Annotated in this window: 18 protein-coding genes; 15 read left to right on the forward strand and 3 right to left on the reverse strand. The window is 63.1% G+C overall.

Features of this window, described 5'->3' with window-relative positions; genetic code table 11:
* Positions 1-36 precede the first annotated feature (36 nt).
* From JMY29_RS02375 to JMY29_RS02385, 3 genes are all read right to left on the reverse strand, one after another.
* A complete protein-coding gene (locus JMY29_RS02375; RefSeq protein ID WP_018779468.1) occupies positions 37-690 on the reverse strand; it encodes a PadR family transcriptional regulator in 654 nt (217 codons plus the stop codon).
* A gap of 217 nt (positions 691-907) precedes the next feature.
* Entirely contained in the window at positions 908-1,729 is an 822-nt protein-coding gene (nadE, locus tag JMY29_RS02380; protein WP_189076703.1) for an ammonia-dependent NAD(+) synthetase, read from the reverse strand.
* A 68-nt stretch (positions 1,730-1,797) separates the two neighbouring features.
* Entirely contained in the window at positions 1,798-2,814 is a 1,017-nt protein-coding gene (locus JMY29_RS02385; RefSeq protein WP_018779466.1) for a LacI family DNA-binding transcriptional regulator, read from the reverse strand.
* A 127-nt stretch (positions 2,815-2,941) separates the two neighbouring features.
* Between JMY29_RS02385 and JMY29_RS02390 the strand changes: the two genes are divergently transcribed.
* From JMY29_RS02390 to pyrE, 15 genes are all read left to right on the forward strand, one after another.
* Complete coding sequence (locus tag JMY29_RS02390) at positions 2,942-4,306, forward strand: ABC transporter substrate-binding protein (RefSeq protein WP_055973789.1); 1,365 nt, start codon at positions 2,942-2,944, stop codon at positions 4,304-4,306.
* Positions 4,307-4,318: 12 nt separating this feature from the next.
* The gene (locus tag JMY29_RS02395; protein ID WP_039239471.1) at positions 4,319-5,380 is read left to right on the forward strand and encodes a carbohydrate ABC transporter permease; all 1,062 of its coding nucleotides are present in this window, start codon (positions 4,319-4,321) and stop codon (positions 5,378-5,380) included.
* On the forward strand, positions 5,377-6,312 hold the full coding sequence (locus tag JMY29_RS02400; RefSeq protein ID WP_018779463.1) for a carbohydrate ABC transporter permease: 936 nt from the start codon (positions 5,377-5,379) through the stop codon (positions 6,310-6,312). Before JMY29_RS02395 ends, JMY29_RS02400 begins: the two co-directional genes overlap by 4 nt.
* 2 nt (positions 6,313-6,314) lie before the next feature.
* Complete coding sequence (locus tag JMY29_RS02405; protein WP_189076702.1) at positions 6,315-7,163, forward strand: sugar phosphate isomerase/epimerase family protein; 849 nt, start codon at positions 6,315-6,317, stop codon at positions 7,161-7,163.
* Positions 7,160-8,356: a Gfo/Idh/MocA family protein gene (locus JMY29_RS02410; RefSeq protein WP_018779461.1), complete on the forward strand. Its 1,197-nt coding sequence runs from the start codon at positions 7,160-7,162 to the stop codon at positions 8,354-8,356. The genes JMY29_RS02405 and JMY29_RS02410 overlap by 4 nt, the downstream gene beginning before the upstream one ends.
* Complete coding sequence (locus JMY29_RS02415; protein WP_189076701.1) at positions 8,353-9,285, forward strand: sugar phosphate isomerase/epimerase family protein; 933 nt, start codon at positions 8,353-8,355, stop codon at positions 9,283-9,285. Before JMY29_RS02410 ends, JMY29_RS02415 begins: the two co-directional genes overlap by 4 nt.
* A gap of 2 nt (positions 9,286-9,287) precedes the next feature.
* Positions 9,288-10,682, forward strand: a complete 1,395-nt coding sequence (gene uxaC, locus JMY29_RS02420; protein WP_189076700.1) for a glucuronate isomerase — start codon at positions 9,288-9,290, stop codon at positions 10,680-10,682.
* Positions 10,679-12,004, forward strand: a complete 1,326-nt coding sequence (locus JMY29_RS02425; RefSeq protein ID WP_189076699.1) for a mannitol dehydrogenase family protein — start codon at positions 10,679-10,681, stop codon at positions 12,002-12,004. The genes uxaC and JMY29_RS02425 overlap by 4 nt, the downstream gene beginning before the upstream one ends.
* A gap of 22 nt (positions 12,005-12,026) precedes the next feature.
* Entirely contained in the window at positions 12,027-13,256 is a 1,230-nt protein-coding gene (manD, locus tag JMY29_RS02430; protein WP_039239482.1) for a D-mannonate dehydratase ManD, read from the forward strand.
* Positions 13,246-13,794: a gluconokinase gene (locus tag JMY29_RS02435; RefSeq protein ID WP_229778696.1), complete on the forward strand. Its 549-nt coding sequence runs from the start codon at positions 13,246-13,248 to the stop codon at positions 13,792-13,794. The genes manD and JMY29_RS02435 overlap by 11 nt, the downstream gene beginning before the upstream one ends.
* A 344-nt stretch (positions 13,795-14,138) precedes the next feature.
* Entirely contained in the window at positions 14,139-15,263 is a 1,125-nt protein-coding gene (gene chvE, locus JMY29_RS02440) for a multiple monosaccharide ABC transporter substrate-binding protein (RefSeq protein WP_026267409.1), read from the forward strand.
* 123 nt (positions 15,264-15,386) lie between these two features.
* The gene (gene mmsA / locus JMY29_RS02445) at positions 15,387-16,916 is read left to right on the forward strand and encodes a multiple monosaccharide ABC transporter ATP-binding protein (RefSeq protein WP_020608553.1); all 1,530 of its coding nucleotides are present in this window, start codon (positions 15,387-15,389) and stop codon (positions 16,914-16,916) included.
* 5 nt (positions 16,917-16,921) lie between these two features.
* Complete coding sequence (gene mmsB / locus JMY29_RS02450; RefSeq protein ID WP_018779453.1) at positions 16,922-18,205, forward strand: multiple monosaccharide ABC transporter permease; 1,284 nt, start codon at positions 16,922-16,924, stop codon at positions 18,203-18,205.
* Positions 18,206-18,295: 90 nt separating this feature from the next.
* Positions 18,296-19,279 carry a LacI family DNA-binding transcriptional regulator gene (locus JMY29_RS02455; protein ID WP_039239484.1) on the forward strand — a complete coding sequence of 328 codons (984 nt, stop codon included), beginning with the start codon at positions 18,296-18,298 and terminating at the stop codon, positions 19,277-19,279.
* A gap of 10 nt (positions 19,280-19,289) precedes the next feature.
* A complete protein-coding gene (pyrE, locus tag JMY29_RS02460; protein WP_018779451.1) occupies positions 19,290-19,874 on the forward strand; it encodes an orotate phosphoribosyltransferase in 585 nt (194 codons plus the stop codon).
* Positions 19,875-19,883 lie beyond the last annotated feature (9 nt).

A 19,883-nucleotide genomic window follows, 5' to 3' on the forward strand; every position in this document is an offset into this window, starting at 1 on the left:
GACGTTACGTCAAGGTCAAGGGGATTGTGCCTGGCACTAGTCGGCCAGGATCAGGTAGAGCGCCCGGCGGGTTTCGTCCAGCTTCTCGATTGCGGCCCGGCGCTGTTCCTCCGTGGCCGCGCCGCGGAACTGATGGATGACCCCCATCAGCTTGCCGATGCTCTGGTGGAATTCCTGCATGTTTCCGTCGGCCTCGGTATTCCAAGCGTTGGCGAGTTCTTCCTCATGCTCGGCAACGTAGGCGCGGCCGTCATCGGTGAGGGTGAATTCCGTCCGGCGACCCTCGCCCACTGCCGTGATGAGCTCTTCATCAACCAGCTGCTGGAGGGTGGGGTAGACGGAGCCGGGGCTCGGGCGCCACGCTCCGGACGTCTTCTCGGCAATGGTCTTGATCAGGCCGTAGCCGTTGGACGGAGCCTCAGCGAGCAGGGAGAGGATTGCCGCGCGGACATCGCCGCGGTTACGGCGGGGGCCGCCCGGGCCGAACCCTCTCGGCCCGAATCCGCCGGGACCGAATCCGCCGGGGCCGAATCCCGGGCCAAAGCCTGGTCCGCGCCCTGGCCCGAAGCCGCCTCCGCCGTGCCCGCCCGGACCGCGACGGCCCTTACTGCGGTTGAAGCGGCTGCGGCCGTGGGGACCTTCGCCGTGTTCCGGGAAAGAGTTTTCTTCGTGATTGTGGATGCCTTTCATAACAGCATCGTCCTTTCGATAGTTGTCACCGAAGGAGTATCGGCGATAGTTAACGATATATCGATATCTATCGCAGTGTCAATGGAGGTGAGGGAGGGTTTGGTTGAAGGGCGCGGGAGGTGAGGGAGGGTTAAAGCACGACGGCGGGTGCGGACTTATCGCTAAGTCCGCACCCGCCGTCGTGGATGTCTTTAGTGGCGTCCCTGGAAGGCTGCGCCTACTTCCACCAGGTATCGAAGATCGTGACCGGCACCGTCCGCTTGTGGCGGGTCCGGAGATATTTCTGCTCGATCAGTTCCGCTGACGCCTGGTCGATGTCGCGGCCTTCAAGGTAGTCGTCGATCTGGTCGTAGGTAATGCCGAGCTCGTCCTCATCGGTGCGGCCGGGCTTGTTATCCAGGAGGTCGGCCGTGGGGACCTTCTCCCAGACGCGCGATGGAGCTCCGAGCTCGGCAAGGAGTGCGCGGTTCTGGCGTTTGTTGAGGCCGAACAGCGGCAGGATGTCCGCGCCGCCGTCGCCGAATTTAGTGAAGAAGCCCGTCACGGACTCGGCGCCGTGGTCGGTTCCGATCACCAGGTAATTGTGTTCGCCGGCCAGTGCGTACTGGGCGATCATCCGTGCGCGCGCCTTGGTGTTGCCCTTGTGGAAGTCGGAGATCGGAGCGCCGGTGGTCTTCTCGAACTCATCCTCGAAACCGTCAACGGCCCGGGAAATGTTGTAGGTCCACTCGGTCTTGGCCTTAATGAAGTCCAGTGCTGCCTGGGCGTCGTCCTCGTCGTGCTGCACGCCGTACGGAAGGCGGACCGCTACGAAGTTCGCCTCGACACCTTCGGCCTCCAGTTCCTCCACCGCGAGCTGGGCGAGGCGGCCGGCCAACGACGAATCGATGCCGCCCGAAATGCCCAGGACAAAGCCTTTGGTTCCTGTTGCCTTCAAGTAATCCTTCAGGAAGGTGACCCGCTTGCGGATCTCCTCCGCAGGATCGATCCGGGGCTGGACGCCCATTTCCTCAATGATCTTGGCCTGGAGTTCGCGCATGTGTTCCACACTAGTCAGCATGGCTGCGGACGCTCAACCATATTGCACACATCCAGCCCACGTGTCAGCTAGTTGGGGGACACCGGCCCCGTTGACCCCCGCACGGTGAGATGGGTGGGCATGACCGCAAGGCGCCGGCTTGAGCCTGCGTGCAGGGGGTCGAGTTGCGCCAGGAGCATCGAAACAGCCACCCGCCCTGCCTGTTCAATCGGTGAAGCCATGGTGGTGAGCGGCGGATTGCAGAAGTCGGCGCCAAAGATATCGTCGCAACCCACAATGCTCATGTCTTCCGGCACGCGGATCCCGCGTTCCCTGAGGCGCTGCAACATGCCGATGGCCAGCAGGTCGTTGAACACGATGCACGCCGTTGCCCCGGTGCGCGCCGCAGCGTCGGCTGCTGCTGCCCCGGAGGTCGTCTTAGGCGTGAACGGCCCGACGCGGGACGTCGTCAGTCCCCTGTCGCGGCTTTCGTCTTCGAAGGTCTTCCAACGCTTGGCGTTCGACCATGACGACGCCGGGCCACCGACGTAACAGATCCTGGTGTGGCCCAGAGATGTCAGGTGCTCAAGCGCCTGGACGACGGCGCCCGGGGTATCGATGACGACCGTGGGGGCATTGGCTGATGACCGGTTGATGGTGACGATTGCCTGCGACGTTGCCGCTTCGAGTATCTGGGCGTCGGTGAGGCGGGAGGCGGCCAGGATGAACCCGTCAGCTGTCCGCTGCATCTTCTGGAGCGTATCGGCCTCCATTTCCGCAGACTCTTCGGTGTCAACCAGCAGCTGCGTGTAACCCGCTGCCTTGAGCTGGTTCTGGGTGCCCCGGATGATGTCGAAGTAGAACGGGTTGGTGACGTCGGGAACAAGGAGCGCGATGGCGTTGGTGCGCCCCGAGCTGAGTCCACGGGCTTGTGAACTGGGGACGTAGTTGAGCTCGGCAGCCACCTTTTCGATGCGTTCGCGGGTGGCCCTGTTGACGCGGTCGGGGTTGGACAGGGCCCGGGAGACAGTGGACGTGGCCACTCCCGCCAATGCGGCGACGTCCCGGATGGTGGGTGCGGATCCCCGCGCGTTTGTCTCAGCCATAGGAAGATTGCACCATTCATGGCAACTTTTGGCAACCGCTTGCCGCACCATTGCCGGACTCATAGACTCGATGCCGAAGCCCCTGTGACGTAGACCACTAACGGGCTGTGTATCCAAGGAGGAAACAATGAGGTTTGCACCATCAGCCAAACTTGCCGCCGTCGCTCTGACGGCGGCCCTGGCACTGACAGCGTGTGGGGGGAGCGACAACAGCAGCACGTCCAACAGCTCCGGGGGCGCCGTTGACGGAACGGGCAAGAAACTGAACATCCTGACCGGCGTCAACAACCAGTACCCCGAGCAGCAGAAGGAATGGTTCAAGGACATCGCCGCAAAGTTCAAGGCGAAGACCGGAGCCGACGTCGAGTTCGAGACCTTTGCTTCAGCCAACGATGAGCTGACCCGCATCCAGACTTCCGTTGTTTCCGGCCAGGGCCCGGACGTCTACAGCCTGGGCACCACCTTCACGCCCACCGCCTACGCCACCAAGGCCTTCGTGACGTTGTCGGAGGATGACTGGAAGAAGGTCGGCGGTAAGGACCGCTTCAACCCGGCCGCACTGGGCATTTCAGGTCCTGACTCCGAGCACCAGGCCGGCATCCCCTTCGTCAGCCGCCCGTTTGTCATGGCGTACAACAAGGACCTCCTCGCCGCCGCAGGAATCGAAAAGCCCGCAACCACTTGGGATGAGCTTGCCGAACAGGCCAAGAAGATGACCAACGCAGGCACCGGAACCTATGGCCTGGCAACCGGGTACAAGGACAACTTCGACCCGTGGAAGTTCATCTGGGCCATGTCCGTGCAGGCAGGAAACCCCCTGGTGGACGGCGACAAGCTGAAGATGGATGACCCCACCGTCAAGAAAGCGTACGAGACCTACTTCGGCTGGCTCACCAAGGACAAGGTAGTGGATCCGGCAGCCATCGGTTGGAGCAACAGCAACGCCGTAGCGGCCTTCGCGTCCGGCAAGGCCGGATACCTGATGATGACCACATCCAGTTCGATCCCCACCCTGGACAAGTCAGCCATCGCCGGTAAGTACGCCTACTCCATCATGCCCACTACGGCTCCCGGGGAATCTTCCCCCAAGGGCGACGGCGACAAGGCCGCGAGCATCCTCTCCGGCGACAACGTAGTGGTTGCCGACTACTCCCAGCAGAAGGACCTTGCGTTCGCCTACATCGAGCTGATCACCTCCAAGGAAGAGCAGCTGAACTACCAGAAGATCTTCGGTGAGCTCCCTGCGAATGCCGAGGCACTCGCGTCACTGACTGATCCCAAACTGCAGCCCATCGCCGATGCCGCGAGCAAGTCGAAGGCAACCCCCTTCACAGGCGCCTGGGGCGATATCCAGCTGGGACTCCTGAACGTCACCGTCCAGTCCATTCCGGACCTGGCCAAGGGCTCTGTAGATAACGGCGCACTGGAGACACGGCTGAAGGATGCACAGTCCAAGGGCCAGGCCTCCCTCGACCGGGCCGCGAAGTCCTAGGCAGGGTTTCCCATGTCCACTGATTCCTTCAGGGAAATGAAAACCGTGGCTGGTCCGGCTGCCCGCGGGCAGCTGGCCCGGTCCGGGCCGACAGAACCAGCGCTCGACGCCGGTGCCTCACCAAACGCAGGCACAGGAGCCACCCAGCCGGCCGGCAATGGCCGGAAACCCGCCCGTCGCAAGGGCTTGAGTGAGCGCAACCGTCCACTGTGGATGCTGATCCCCGGCGGCGTCCTGATGTTCGTCATCATCGTGGTCCCGCTGTTCCTGGGCATCTACATGTCGGCGCTCAACCTCGACCAATACTCACTGCGCAAATGGGTCAGCGCACCGTTCATTGGTGTCGACAACTTTGTGGAGGCCCTGACTGATTCACCGCTGCTCCACTCGGTGTGGTTGAGCGTCAGCTACTCCCTGATCGCCATGGTGGTCACGTTGCCGTTGGGGATCGCCGCGGCTGTAGCCACGCAGAATGCCTTCAAGGGCCGCGCGCTGGTCCGTTCGATCTTCCTGATCCCGTACGTGTTGCCCTCCTTCGTGGTGGCAACGGTGTGGCGGACCATGTTCCAGCCGGACGGAGTGGTCAACTCGGCGCTGGGTGTCTTTGGCATGGACGGTGGATTGTGGCTCAACGGACCGCAAACGTATTGGACGCTGATCCTGGTCCAGATCTGGGCTTCCTGGCCGTTCATCTACCTGCTGGCCCTTTCCGGCCTGCAATCCGTGGACCACGAGGTACACGAGGCCTCCGCCTTGGACGGAGCGCTGTGGTGGAAGAAGCTGCGGTACGTCATCTTCCCCTATCTCAAGGGGCCGTTGGCACTCGCTTTCCTGATCGGCATGCTCCATCACATCAACAACTTCACGCTCCCGTTCGTGCTGTTCGGGGTCCCGGCGCCGTCCGACGTCGAAGTGCTTCCGATCCTCACCTACGTCACCAGCTTCCAGAGCTTCCGCTTCGGCCTCAGCGCCGCCATGGCGTTCGTGTCCTTGGTGCTGATCGCCATTCCGCTGTTCATCTACCTGCGCGCCGTCAAACTGGACGACGCAGAGACGCCGGGAGGCAAGAAGTGAGCGCATCAACCACCTCGGTCCGCGGCACGTCGCGCGGAGTCCCGGCCGGAACCACGTTCCGCCCCGGTTCCAGGCGGCAGCACGAAGTAACCCGTCTCCTGCCCGGCCCCATGCTGGCGATCATCCTGACAGTCCTGAGTGCCATCGTCCTGATCCCCGTGGCCTATATCTTCCTGGCCTCGGTCAACTCTGACATCGGCGTGGCAAATGGTGAGTTCTGGCCTTCCACGTTCTCCCTGGAGAACTACACCAAGATCTGGTCCAGTGTGGGCCTGGCGAAGGGCCTCGGCAACAGTGTCCTGGTCGCGGGAGCCACTGCGGTGGTTTCGGCTGCGATGTCCGTCTCCATTGCCTATGTCCTGGTCCGCTACCAGTTCCGTGGCCGGCTCTCCATCCTCCGCGGACTTCTTGCCCTGCAGTCGGTCCCGGGAACCCTGATGGTCCTTCCGGTCTTCGTGCTCTTTTCCTCGGCCGCCAGCTACCTTGGCGTACAGGTGATCGGTACGCAGTGGGGACTGTTCATCACCTACCTGACGTTCGCGATGCCTTTCTCCACCTGGGTGATGGTCACCTATCTGCGTGGGCTGCCACGCGAACTTGAAGAGGCTGCAAGGATCGACGGCGCCAGCAACCTGGGCGTCCTGGTCCGGATCATCCTTCCACTCAGCTGGCCCGGAATTGTGGTCTCGGGGATCTTTGCCTTCCTGCTCGGCTGGAACGATGTCCTTTTCGCCTCGGTGATGACCCGGCCCGACAGCCAGACGGCAGCAGTGGCCCTCCAGGTCTTCGGAGCCTCGCAGGAGGGTGGAGCGATTCCCCTGTACGGGCAAATGATGGCGGCCTCGCTCGTTTGTGCGGCGCCTGTCGTGATTCTCTACCTGATTTTCCAACGTTACCTAGTGGGCGGTCTCACCGCCGGAGGAGTTAAGTAGCAATGACCGGTCCAGCAACAGTCCAGTGGACGCTTTCGGGCTTCGGAGACGAGATCGACGACGACCCGGTCCTGCAGATCGCGGTGCTCCAGGCTTTGGGTGCGAACCACATCGAAGTCCGCAGTGCTTGGGGGACCAACATCGTGGACCTTGATCCCGAACAGTTGGCGGAACTAAAGAGGCTCCTGGATGCGGCAGGCATGGGAGTTTCGGCGATTGCTTCCCCCATCGGCAAGGTGGACGTGACGCTGCCGGTGGAACACGAGGTTGAACGCCTTCGCCGTGCAGCCAACGCAGCGCAAGTTCTCGGCTCCCGCTACATCCGCATCTTCTCCTTCTACTACGGAGAAGGCGTGGACGTGGACAGCATCCGGGACGATGTCATCGAGCGGATGCGTGCTCTGGCGGACGTCGCTGAACACTCCGGAGTGGTACTCCTGCACGAGAACGAGAAGGACATTTTCGGAGACACCCCCGAACGTGTGCTCGACATCATCGAGTCCGTGAACTCGCCGGCATTGAAAGTCGCGTGGGATCCGGCCAACTTCGTCCAGGTGGGCGTCAAGCCCTTCGACGAGGGCTATGCCAAACTCCGCCCCCACCTCGAGTACCTGCAGGTCAAGGACGCACGGTTCGCGGACGGCGTCGTGGTTCCTGCCGGTGAGGGCGACGGCGATCTGCTCCGCACCGTGGAGGCGTTGAAAGCGGACGGCTTCGAGGGATTCGCGAGCCTTGAACCACATCTGGCCGGAGCCCATGGCCTGGGCGGTTTTTCGGGACCGACCGCTTTCGGGATGGCCGCCCGGGCCTTTGCCAAAGTCGTTAACGAAGCAGGAGTGGAAACCAAGTGAGCACCGAAACGTCCAACCCCATCCTCAACGTCGCCATTGCCGGCTGCGGCACTATCGGGCGCACCCATGCGGCATCCGTCGCCGAAATCGGTGATCTGCAGGTCACGGCCCTGGTGGATGAGATCGCGGAAGCTGCAGACGCGCTGGCCCAGCACATAGAAGACCAGGGGGCGGCACGGCCGGCCACGTTCCGGAGTCTGGACGAAGCTTTCGCAGGTGCCGACGTCGATCTCGTCATCATTGCTACCCCCAGCGGACTGCACATCGAGCAGGCTCTGGAGGTACTCAACGCCGGCAAGCACGTGGTGATCGAAAAGCCCCTGGACGTGAACCTCAACCGCGCCGACGAAATCCTCGCTGCAGCGAAAGCAGCGGAAGAGAAGGGACTTGTAGCCAGCGTCATCAGCCAGCACCGCTTTGATCCCGCGAGCATCGTGGTGGACGAAGCCAATCGTGCGGGGCGCTTCGGCCGGCTGACATCGGCCATCGCCTCCGTGAGCTGGTACCGCAGCCAGGGCTACTACGACTCCGGCGCCTGGCGTGGCACCTGGGCCATGGACGGGGGAGGGGCAGTGATGAACCAGGGCGTCCACACCGTCGATCTCCTGCTGTGGTTCCTGGGCACCCCGGTCGAAATCAGTGCCAAAACGGCCCTCCTGGCACACACCGGCGTTGAAGTCGAGGACACCGCGGTGGCCACCGTGACCTTTGAATCGGGTGCCCTCGCAGTACTTCACGCCACCACCGCCGCCTACCCGGGGCTGAGCGTCAGGCTGCAGGTCATGGGCAGCATGGGATCAGCCGTCATCGACAGCGACAACCTCCAGTTCTTCCACACTGCGGCCTCAGAAGAAGAGACACAGAGCGGACCGATGGGGATGCCCGGCGCCAGCAACCAGGCTGAGGCGGAACTGGCCAGGTTCGCGGACCCGGCACCGCAGGCAAAGCTGGACCCTACCCTCTATCCCGCCGGCCACATCCGCCAATACCGGGACGTGGTGGACGCCATCAGGAACGGCCGGCCGGCAGGCGTCACCATCCAGGATGCCGTCACGGCATTGGCCACGGTACGCGCGCTGTACGTTTCGGCCACACTTGGCCGCCCCGTGCTCATCGCCGACGTGGTTGCAGGCAAGTACAACGACGTTGAGGTTCGGACCGGCAACGGCCACTTTGAGGAGGTCACGGCATGAAATTCTCGGTCTTCACGGCCTCCACACCGGAATGGTCACCGCAGGAAGCTGCGACGGAGCTGGCGGCCCAGGGCTGGCACGGCATCGAATGGCGGGTCACCGACCAGGCTGATTCGCCCGAACCCGGCTTCTGGGCAGGGAACATGGCCACCTGGCCCATGACCGGCCTTGAGGATTCGCTGCCGGAGATTGCCCGGGTCACCACGGATGCCGGATTGGAGTACTCCGGCCTGGGCGGTTACGCCCGCTGCGACAATCACGACGGCGTGGAGCGCGTTCTTGCCGCCACCGCCGCTTTGGGCGCACGCCAGGTCCGGGGCAACGTCCTGCCGCTCGGGAACTCCACCATGGGGGGCGGCGAGCCCAGCGGCCTGTCCTACCCTGAGCTGTTTGCGGCCACCCGGGAACACTACGAGTGGGTGGCCGAACGCGCCGCGCACCATGGCGTCAAGGCACTCGTGGAACTGCACCACGGCACGGTGACGGCCTCGGCATCATCGGCCCGCAGGCTCCTGGAAGGCCTGGACCCGCAGCACGTTGGAGTCATTCATGACCTGGGCAACCTGTTGATCGAAGGCTGGGAATCACCTTTGCCCGCCCTGCAGTTGCTCGGCCCGTATCTTGCCCACATCCACGTCAAGAATGCCCGGTGGATCCGTACGGAGGAACGTGACGAAGCCGGAGCTGCTGTTTGGGTGAATGAGTGGGCGCCGCTGGCCGAGGGGCAGGGGAGCGTCCTTGGCTACTTCAAAGCCTTGGCCGAGGTGGGCTACGACGAATGGGTAACAGTAGAGGACTTCTCCACGGACGTCCCGCTCACTGCACGCACCGCCGGAAACCTGCAGTACCTGCGCCGGGTAGCAGAGCTGGCCGGACTGTCAGTTCCTGCCAGCGCCGATCTCTCCGCCGGTTCCATCCCGAAAGGCTGACCATGTCCCATTCCCTTGCCACCCATCCCGACCGCCTCCTTCCAGCGGATCCGGGGACGCGCAGCATCGCGCGTTCCTTGCTGGGGCGTGTCCAGGACCTGCCCATCATTTCCCCGCATGGCCACGTGGACGCGGCAGTGATCGAACAGAACACGCCGTTCCCGGATCCCGCGGCATTGCTGGTCACCCCGGACCACTACGTGACGCGACTGATTCATGCTTCCGGTGTTCCGCTGGAAAAGCTGCAGCCGCAGGCGGGGGCGCGCAGTATCTGGCGGTCCTTCTGTGAGGCGTGGCCCTTGTTCGATGGCACCGCCTCCGGGTACTGGCTGCGGACGCAGTTCGAGTCGGTTTTTGGGTGGCGGGGGGAGTTGTCCGCGGAGACCGCGGACGCGAGCTTCGATGCCATTTCCGCCAAGCTGGTGGAGCCTGGGTTCCGTCCCCGGGAATTGTTCAAGGACTTCAATATTGAGGTCCTCGCCACCACCGATGATCCCCTTGACTCGTTGGACAGCCATGCCGCCTTGGCCGCTGATCCGTCCTTCCACGGCCGCGTGCTGCCGACTTTCCGCCCGGACGCGTATATCAACATCGCGCACCCGGCGTGGGCGGCCAACGTCGATCGGCTCGTTGCCGAAGCGTCCGACGGCGGCACAGGTTACCGGGGATACGTCACCGCCTTGGAGAATCGCCGTCGTTATTTCGTGGATCACGGGGCAGTGTCCGCAGATCATGGCGTGAGGACACCGGCAACCCTGAAACTGGACGAGGCCGAAGCGGAGGCCCTGTTCGACAAGGCCCGTGCCGGCCTCGCCACGGCCTTGGATCGTGATGCCTTCGAAGCCCACATGATGTACCAGATGGCAAGGATGTCGGTGGAGGACGGGCTGGTGATGACCATCCATCCAGGCTCCTTCCGGAACCACCACCAGCCCACGTTCGAAGCCTTCGGCGCCGACACGGGCCACGACATCCCGTTCGCCGTCAATTACACCGAAGCGGTCCGGCCGTTGCTGCAGGACTTCGGCACTGCCAAGGACTTCCATTTGGTGTTGTTCACGCTCGATGAGACCGTCTTCTCCCGCGAACTCGCACCACTGGCAGGCTTTTACCCCTCGGTCTACATCGGGGCGCCCTGGTGGTTCCTTGACGCCCCGGATGCCATGCTCCGGTTCCGCTCAGCCGTCACGGAAACAGCAGGTTTCTCCAGGTCATCCGGGTTCATCGATGACACCCGCGCCTTCTGCTCCATCCCCGCCCGGCACGACGCCTCACGACGGATCGAGGCCTCGTTCCTGGCACGGCTCGTTGCCGAGCACCGCATCAGTGAGGACCGCGCACACGAGTTGATTGTCGACGTCGTCGATTCTTCCCCGCGAAGGGTCTTCAAACTGTGAGTGCCCAGACGACCCCGCGGCTCAGCCGCGCCAGCGCGTTTCCGGGGCAAGCCACACCGCCGGTCCGGATAGTGCACCTTGGCCTGGGGGCGTTTCACCGCTCCCACCAGGCCTGGTACACCCATCACGCCGGCGATGCCGCTGACTGGGGCATCGCGGCCTTCACCGGACGCAGGCCCGACGCGGCTGACCTGCTGGCCGGGCAGGACGGTGTATTCACTGTGGTGGAGCGCTCGGGCGCGGGCGACACCTTCGAGGTCATCGGCAGCATTGTGGAAGCCGTGGATGGTTCCGACATCGGGCGGCTGGCCGGGCTTCTGGCCGCACCCGCCACGGTTGTGGTCACGCTGACCATCACGGAAGCGGCGTATGCGGCGGTTGGCGCGGAAACGCCGCTGGCCCGTCTGGTCACGGCGCTCGCTGCCCGCAAGGACGCCGACGCCGGTCCGATCGCCGTGGTCAGCTGCGACAACCTTGCGGAAAACGGCCTGGTTGCCGGGAAGGCGGTGCGGGCCCTTGCAGAGGCGACTGACCCGGCCCTGGGCGAATGGATCAATGCCAACGTGAGCTTTGTCGGTACCTCCGTGGACCGGATCACGCCGCGCACCACTCCGGAGGACCTTGCGGAAGTGGCCGAACAGTGCGGCTACCGGGATGAGGCCGCCGTGGTGGCTGAACCCTTCCACAACTGGATCCTCAGCGGTGACTTTCCGGGCGGCCGTCCTCGGTGGGAGGATGCCGGCGCGGTTTTCGTGGACGACATTGAGCCCTACGAAAACCGTAAGCTCTGGCTCCTCAACGGAGCGCACTCAATCCTTGCCTATGCTGGCTTGGTCCGGGGCCACACAACCGTGGCAGAAGCGCTGTCCGACGGGACCTGCAGGGCCGCCGTGGAGGCATTTTGGGATGAAGCATCCCGCCATCTGCCCGGCGAAGGCCTGGATATTCCCGGATACCGCAGGGCCCTCCTGGACCGCTTTGGCAACTCGCGGATTGCCCATCATCTGGCGCAGATTGCCATGGACGGAACCACCAAATTGCGTATGCGCGCCCTGCCTGTCCTGGCCGCTGAACGTGCCCTTGGCCGTTCAGGAGACGGCGCTGCCCGCATGATCGCGGCCTGGGCCGCGTACTTGTCCGCGGCTGAAGACTTCCAGGACCCCCTGGCAGACGACATCAAAACCGCAAAGACGCTCGACGGCGAACAACGCACCGCTGCGCTGCTGGCACTCCTCAGCCCAGGGCTGGCCGGGGACAGTGCCTTGGTTTCCCATGTTCACCGGCAGCAAGACGCCATCGCCGCTGCCCGCACCCACGCATAGCCATTGGAAGGAATGCCACACCATGAAAATCGTTGCCGCTGAAGTCTTCGTGACCAGCCCGTCCCGCAACTTCGTCACCCTGCGCATCACCACCGAGGACGGTGTGACGGGCATCGGGGACGCGACGCTCAACGGCCGTGAACTCGCCGTTGCCGCGTACCTGAAGGAACACGTCGCGCAGCTTCTGATCGGTAAGGACCCGCACCGGATCGAGGACACCTGGCAGTTCCTGTACCGCAGCTCCTACTGGCGCCGTGGCCCCGTCACCATGGCGGCGATTGCCGCCGTCGACATGGCTCTGTGGGACATCAAGGGCAAGGTCGCCGGGATGCCGGTCTACCAACTGCTGGGCGGGGCTTCCCGTAATGGGCTGCGCGCTTACGGCCATGCTTCGGGGGCGGACATTCCGTCGCTGTTCGACTCGGTCCGGGAGCACTTGGAGTTGGGCTACAAGTCCATCCGTATCCAGACCGCGATCCCCGGTATCAAGGCCGTCTACGGTGTGGCCGCGCAGGCGCAAGCCTCTGGCGAGCGTTACGACTACGAGCCCGCCGGACGCGGTGCCTTCCCGCAGGAAGAGGACTGGGACACCCGCGCGTACCTCCGCCACCTGCCCACCGTTTTTGAAGCGGTGCGCAACGAGTTCGGTCCGGAAATCCCGCTGCTGCACGACGGCCACCACCGCATGACCCCCATCCAGGCCGCCAAACTCGGCAAGGCCCTGGAGCCTTACGACCTTTTCTGGCTGGAGGACTGCACTCCTGCCGAGAACCAGGAAGGCCTGCGCCTGGTCCGGCAGCACACCACCACCCCGCTGGCCATTGGCGAAATCTTCAATACCGTGTGGGACTACCAGACCCTCATCAAGGAACAGCTGATCGACTACGTGCGGGCGGCCTCCACCCACTTCGGTGGCATCTCACCGCTGAAGAAGGTCATGGACTTCGCTGCGCAGTACCAGATCAAGTCCGGCTTCCACGGCCCCACGGACATTTCCCCGGTGGGCTTCGCCGCGCAGCTGCATGTGGGCCTGGCCATCCACAACTACGGCATCCAGGAATACATGCAGCACTCGGACAAGACCAACGAGGTCTTCCAGCAGTCCATGACCTTCAAGGACGGCTACCTGCACCCGGGCGACAACCCCGGCATCGGCGTCGAATTCAACGAGGAAGCCGCTGCCGCGTTCCCGTACCAGCAGGCCTACCTGCCCTACAACCGCCTCGTGGACGGCACCGTTCATGACTGGTAAACCTCTGACCCGTGCGAGCGCCCATCACCACATCGTGGTGATGGGCGTCGCAGGCTGCGGAAAGAGCACCGTGGGTGCGGCCCTCGCCGAACGCCTCGGCGCTGGATTCCTCGACGGCGATTCGCTGCACCCGCAGGCGAACATCGACAAGATGGCAGCGGGTACCCCGCTGAACGACGACGACCGCGCACCATGGCTGGCCGAGATCGGCAGGCGATTCCCGGCGTCGGAATCTTCTCTTGTCATCGCGTGCAGCGCGCTAAAGCGCTCCTATCGGGACATCATCCGCAGCGCCGACCCGTCCGTGGTCTTCGTGCACCTGCAAGGGACGCGCGAACTGCTGGACGCACGCATGAAGGCGCGGCCCGGGCACTTCATTCCGCCTTCGTTGCTGGACTCCCAACTTGCCACACTGGAAATCTTGCAGAATGACGAAGCCGGGGTAGTGGTGGACATCGCACAGCCCGTCGAGGACATCGTGAATGAGGTGGACTCAGCGCTGGCTGGCCTGGATACCCCAACAACGGAGCGCGTCTGAAGCGCCATTGTCCTTCCCTGCCATCGCGGAGCAACACCTCAAACCCGGCATCGCCCACCAGGCGGTGCCGGGTTTTGTTGTTCCGGAGAGTGACGCGGGTCATTGTGAACGCTAACAACGTTGTAAATCAAGACTTTGACGAAGGGGCGCCGCCTGCAACCAATTCGTGATCTACAGCACTTGACCCCGGGTATTGTTAGCGTTCACAATGGCATTCGCAATACCTTTTCAATGGCTTGTGCAGCCCCCAGCACGCAGGCCACATCCAGCTTCACCGTGCCGGACGCGCAGATGCTCCGGCTGCATCAGAGTTCGCGGCACTGCTGCCGCGGAAGGAGAGCATCGTGAGATTGAAAAAACTCCTGGGCGCCGTAGCGGTCGTCCTAACCTTGACCGTCGGAGCCACAGGCTGCGGCAGCCGTGGAGGCGCGGCGGAGTCTTCCAGCACCGCAAAGCCCAGCGATTCGCTGGTAGGCATCTCGATGCCGACGCAGACATCGGAGCGTTGGATCGCAGACGGTGCCAATGTTGAGAAATCCCTGAAGGACCTCGGCTACAAGACGGACCTGCAGTTCGCCAACGATGACATCCCCACGCAGGTTTCCCAGATCGAGAACATGCTGACCAAGGGTGCGAAGGCACTCATCATCGCAGCCATCGATGGCACCACGCTGACGGACGTCCTGGCTAAGGCCAAGGAACAGAACGTCAAGGTCATCGCTTACGACCGCCTCATCAACGGAACGCCGAACGTGGACTACTACACCACGTTCGACAACTACACCGTGGGCGTCCAGCAGGCCACGTCGTTGCTGACGGGTCTGGGACTCGTTGATGCCAGCGGCAAGAAGGTAGAGGGCAAGGGCCCGTTCAACGTCGAATTGTTCGCGGGCAGCCCGGATGACAACAACGCCAACTTCTTCTGGACCGGCGCAATGGATACCCTCAAGCCGTACCTGGATGCAGGCACCTTGAAGGTCCCCAGCGGCCAGACCAAGTTCGAGCAGGCAGCCATCCTCCGCTGGCAGGCACCCGTTGCCCAGAAGCGCATGGAAGACATCCTCACCTCCGCCTACAGCTCCGGCACCAAGCTCGACGGCGTGCTGTCCCCGTATGACGGCCTGTCCATCGGCATCATTTCCGCTCTTACCAGCACCGGCGGTTACTCCACCGGCAAGCTCCCGGTCGTGACCGGTCAGGACGCTGAAAAGGGTTCCGTGAAGTCCATCATTGCCGGCGAGCAGTACTCCACCATCTTCAAGGACACCCGTCAGCTCGGCGCCCAAGCCGTGAAAATGGTAGACGCCGTACTCAAGGGCAGTGAGCCCGAAACCAACGACACCAAGACCTACAACAACAAGGTCAAGGTTGTTCCGGCATACCTTCTGAAGTCAGTCATCATCACCAAGGACAACTACAAGAAGGAACTCATCGACTCGGGCTACTACACCGAAGCCGACGTCAAGTAACCACCTCCCCAATCTGTGGCCCCACCGCCCTGTGTTGCAGCGCGCAGCGGTGGGGCCACAGCATCCCAGTGCCTGTCGAGTCCTCGACCCGGCCCAGTTTCAACCAGTCAGCGGGAATTGACGATGAACGTACCCATTCTTCAAATGCGAGGAATCACCAAGACCTTCCCCGGTGTAAAAGCCCTTCAGGACGTCACCCTGGACGTCAACCGAGGTGAGGTTCACGCCATTTGTGGTGAGAACGGAGCCGGGAAATCCACCCTCATGAAAGTGTTGTCCGGCGTCTACGCGCACAACACCTTCGACGGCGACATCCTGTTCGAGAACGAACCCTGCGAATTTTCCAGCATCACGGACAGCGAGAAGCGCGGCATCGTGATCATCCACCAGGAATTGGCACTGAGCCCGTATCTGTCGATCGCCGAGAACATCTACCTGGGCAATGAGCTTGCCAAGAACGGCTGGGTGGACTGGCGGAAGACCAACCTGGAGGCCGCCAAACTGCTGGCCCGGGTGGGTCTCAGCGAGAATCCCGTAACGCCCATCCAGCACATCAGCGTGGGTAAGCAGCAGTTGGTGGAGATCGCGAAGGCGCTCTCCAAGGAGGTGAAGCTGCTCATCCTCGATGAGCCCACGGCGGCGCTGAACGACGAAGACTCGGACCACCTGCTGGACCTCATCCTGCACCTCAAAGGCCAGGGCGTCACCAGCATCATCATCAGCCACAAACTCAACGAGATCCGCAAAGTGGCCGACGCCGTCACCATCATCCGCGATGGCAAATCCATCGAGACACTGCGCCTGGACCAGGGACAGATCACCCAGGAACGCATCATCCGGGGCATGGTGGGACGCGATCTCGAAAGCCTGTATCCGGACCGGACCCCAAACATCGGTGAAGAAGTCCTCCGCATCGAGGATTGGACGGTCCAGCATCCACAGGACCATTCACGGATGGTGGTCAGCAACGCCAACCTGACGGTCCGTAAGGGTGAGGTTGTTGGGTTGGCCGGCCTCATGGGTGCGGGCAGGACCGAGCTCGCGATGAGCGTTTTCGGCCGTACCTACGGCCGTGCGGTCTCCGGCAAGGTTTACAAGTACGGCCAGGAGATCAACACGTCCACGGTTTCGGATGCAATCGAGCACGGAATTGCGTACGCCACCGAGGACCGGAAGCACTACGGCCTGAACCTGATTGAAGACATCAAGCGGAACATCTCCATGGCTGCCCTGAACAAGCTGGCCAAACGCGGTTGGGTGGACGGCAACCAGGAAACCACGGTGGCCAACCATTACCGCAAGAGCATGAACATCAAAGCGCCTTCGGTCGCTGCGATCACGGGCAAGCTCTCCGGCGGGAACCAGCAAAAAGTGGTGCTCAGCAAGTGGATGTTCTCCGACCCCGACGTCCTCATCCTGGACGAACCCACGCGTGGGATCGATGTGGGCGCCAAGTTTGAGATCTACACGATCATCGCCGAGCTGGCGGCCTCGGGGAAAGCGGTCATTGTGATCTCCTCCGAACTGCCGGAACTCCTGGGCATCTGCGACAGGATCTACACGCTCTCAGCGGGCCGCATCACCGGCGAGGTCCCCATCGCCGAAGCCACCCAGGAAACCCTCATGCACTACATGACTCAAGAGAAGGAATAGCCACCATGTCCGCCCTACGAGAATCCCTTGGCTTCCTCACAAGCCGCCTCCGCCAGGTTGGCATCTTCGTCGCCCTGATCCTGATTGTCATCCTCTTCCAGGTCCTCACCGACGGCATCCTCCTTCAGCCCCAGAACGTCACCAACCTGGTGGTCCAGAACAGCTATATCCTGATCCTTGCCATCGGCATGGTGATGGTCATTATTGCCGGTCATATCGACCTCTCCGTGGGCTCGATTGCCGGCTTCATCGGCGCCGTGGCCGGTGTGATGATCGTGCACTGGGGCTGGGCCTGGTGGCTCGCCATCCCGGCGTGCCTCCTGGTGGGTGCCCTCGTGGGTGCCTGGCAGGGTTACTGGATTGCCTACGTTGGTATCCCCGCATTCATCGTCACCCTTGCCGGCATGCTGATCTTCCGTGGCCTGACCCTGATTACCCTCAAGAACCAGCAGATCACCCCGTTCCCGAACGAATTGCGCGCCCTGGGCGGCGGCTTCCTGCCGGACATCTCCGGTGGCACGTCCGTTCTTGAGTGGCTGACCGTGATCCTGGGTGTCGGCGGTACGGCAGCCATCCTTTTCCAAGCTTTGAAGGAACGCCGGGTGCGCCGCAAGTTCAACCTGGAGAACGAACCGATGGCGTGGTTCGCCGTCAAGAACGGTTTCATCGCACTCCTGATGCTCATCATCACCTTCCTGCTGGCCAGCTACCGTGGAACCCCGATTGTCCTGGTTGTCTTGGCAGTCCTTGTGATCCTGTACTCGGCGCTGATGAGCAACAGCATCTTTGGCCGCCACACCTATGCCATTGGCGGCAACCTCCACGCCGCCGAGCTGTCCGGCATCAAGACCAAGAAGGTCACCTTCCGGCTCTTCGTCAACATGGGCGTCCTGGCCGCGCTGGCGGGCCTGGTCTTCACGGCCCGCCTGAACTCGGCACAGCCTGCTGGCGGTACCGGGTTCGAGCTGGACTCCATCGCTGCAGCGTTCATCGGCGGCGCAGCTGTCCAGGGCGGCATCGGCACCGTGGCAGGAGCCATGATCGGTGGCCTGATCATGGGCGTCCTGAACAACGGCATGTCCATTCTCGGCCTGGGCACTGATTACCAGCAGCTCATCAAGGGCCTGGTGCTCCTGCTGGCTGTCGGCTTCGACATCTTCAACAAGAACCGGACCGGTGCCGGCGGAGGTTCCTCCATGGGCCGCCGGTTCAAGTGGAAGACCACGCCTCCAGCTGCCGAAGCGGCACCCGCTTCCACGGCGGAGCCTGTGGGCGTCGACGCGAAGTAGCATCTGATGCCACGCGGTGAGCAACCGCCAACACTGCGGCCCCGGGTATTGCCCGGGGCCGCCCCCGACTCACCGAGCCGGCCCCCGGTGATGGGGGATGTGGCGAAAATGGCCGGGGTTTCCCACCAAACGGTTTCCCGTGTCCTGAACAACCACCCGAACGTCAGCCACAACACCAGGCAACGGGTGGAAGCGGCGATAGCCCGCCTCGGCTATCGCCGGAACACCGCAGCACGGAGCCTGGTGACGCGGAGGTCGCGGACCATTGGTGTCCTTGCCTGCGAAACGGGGCAGTTCGGGCCCGCGAACACGTTGCTTGGAGTCGAGCAGGCGGGCAGGGAAGCCGGGTACTTCGTCAGCATCGCGAATCTTCGCGAAGTGACCAGTGACAGTATCAACGACGCCATGGGCCACTTCCGCAGCCAATCCGTGGACGGCATCGTCATCCTGGTTCCGCATCCCGATGTCCTTGCGGCCTTGCATGACGTTTCAGTCCCTGTGCCGATCGTGGCCGTAGGCGCCGGTGCGGGAAACCAGCTCACCGGAGCGTCCCTCAACCAGCGGTTGGGAGCCAGGCTGGCCGTGGAACACCTGATCGGGCTGGGGCATCGCAGCATCGCCCACATTTCCGGGCCCACGCACTGGATTGACGCGGCGGAGCGCATTGAGGGCTGGCGGGAGGCGATGGACACGGCCGGACTCGAGGCGAGCGTCCTGCTCCAGGGTGCCTGGGATGCCGCATCCGGATACCAGGCCGGACGGGAACTCATCGACCACGACTCCGTAACCGCTGTATTCGTAGCGAATGACCAGATGGCCGTCGGCGTCCTCCGCGCCCTCCAGGAAGCCGGCCGCCACGTACCAGGCGATATCAGCGTGGTGGGATACGACGACCAGCCGGAGGCCGGGTTCTTCATGCCTCCCTTGACCACCATCAAGCAGGACTTCGAAGAACTCGGGCGAAAAACCATGGAAGAGATGCTGCACCAGCTGGAGGGGAAAGCGGGAACCCGGGACCAGATCGTGGATCCGCGCCTGGTCATCAGGGCAACCACGGCTGCACCGGCACACTAAACTAGGAGCCATGACTTCCACCAGTTTCCCTGCAGTCGACACTGCTGCTGCCCGTGCCCGCCTTCTTGAACTCATCAAAGAGCTGGCGGTGGTCCGCGGCAAGGTTATCCTCTCCAGCGGCAAGGAAGCGGACTACTACATCGACCTGCGCCGCATCACCTTGCACCACGAGGCCTCCAAGCTGGTAGGCCAGGTCATGCTGGCAATGATCGACGACGCCGGCGTTGCGGTTGAGTGCGCAGGCGGACTCACCATGGGTGCCGACCCCGTCGGTACCGCTGTCATGCACGCTGCTGCCGATGCCGGCCGTGCCGTGGACGCCTTCGTCGTCCGCAAAGCCCAGAAGTCCTACGGCATGGGCCGCCAGGTGGAAGGTCCCTCAGTCGAAGGCCGCAACGTGGTGGTCCTCGAGGACACGTCCACCACCGGCGGATCCGCGCTGACCGCCGTCGAAGGTGTCCGCAAGGCGGGCGGCAACGTGGTGGCCGTGGCTGTGATCGTGGACCGCAACACCGGTGCCAAAGAGAAGATCGAAGCCGAAACCGGCGTTCCGTACCTCTTCGCTTTCGGCAAGGACGAACTGGGCCTGGACTAAACAGATTCC

It is taken from the genome of Paenarthrobacter nicotinovorans (genome assembly GCF_021919345.1).
Lineage (GTDB): Bacteria > Actinomycetota > Actinomycetes > Actinomycetales > Micrococcaceae > Arthrobacter > Arthrobacter nicotinovorans.

Coding starts and splice junctions, on each gene's coding strand:
- JMY29_RS02415 (WP_189076701.1), top strand. CDS start 8,353: ATGAAATTCTCGGTCTTCACGGCCTCCACACCGGAATGGTCACCGCAG.
- pyrE (WP_018779451.1), top strand. CDS start 19,290: ATGACTTCCACCAGTTTCCCTGCAGTCGACACTGCTGCTGCCCGTGCC.
- JMY29_RS02375 (WP_018779468.1), bottom strand. CDS start 690: ATGAAAGGCATCCACAATCACGAAGAAAACTCTTTCCCGGAACACGGC.
- JMY29_RS02390 (WP_055973789.1), top strand. CDS start 2,942: ATGAGGTTTGCACCATCAGCCAAACTTGCCGCCGTCGCTCTGACGGCG.
- JMY29_RS02405 (WP_189076702.1), top strand. CDS start 6,315: ATGACCGGTCCAGCAACAGTCCAGTGGACGCTTTCGGGCTTCGGAGAC.
- mmsA (WP_020608553.1), top strand. CDS start 15,387: ATGAACGTACCCATTCTTCAAATGCGAGGAATCACCAAGACCTTCCCC.
- nadE (WP_189076703.1), bottom strand. CDS start 1,729: ATGCGCGAACTCCAGGCCAAGATCATTGAGGAAATGGGCGTCCAGCCC.
- mmsB (WP_018779453.1), top strand. CDS start 16,922: ATGTCCGCCCTACGAGAATCCCTTGGCTTCCTCACAAGCCGCCTCCGC.
- JMY29_RS02385 (WP_018779466.1), bottom strand. CDS start 2,814: ATGGCTGAGACAAACGCGCGGGGATCCGCACCCACCATCCGGGACGTC.
- JMY29_RS02435 (WP_229778696.1), top strand. CDS start 13,246: ATGACTGGTAAACCTCTGACCCGTGCGAGCGCCCATCACCACATCGTG.
- JMY29_RS02395 (WP_039239471.1), top strand. CDS start 4,319: ATGTCCACTGATTCCTTCAGGGAAATGAAAACCGTGGCTGGTCCGGCT.
- JMY29_RS02455 (WP_039239484.1), top strand. CDS start 18,296: ATGGGGGATGTGGCGAAAATGGCCGGGGTTTCCCACCAAACGGTTTCC.
- uxaC (WP_189076700.1), top strand. CDS start 9,288: ATGTCCCATTCCCTTGCCACCCATCCCGACCGCCTCCTTCCAGCGGAT.
- manD (WP_039239482.1), top strand. CDS start 12,027: ATGAAAATCGTTGCCGCTGAAGTCTTCGTGACCAGCCCGTCCCGCAAC.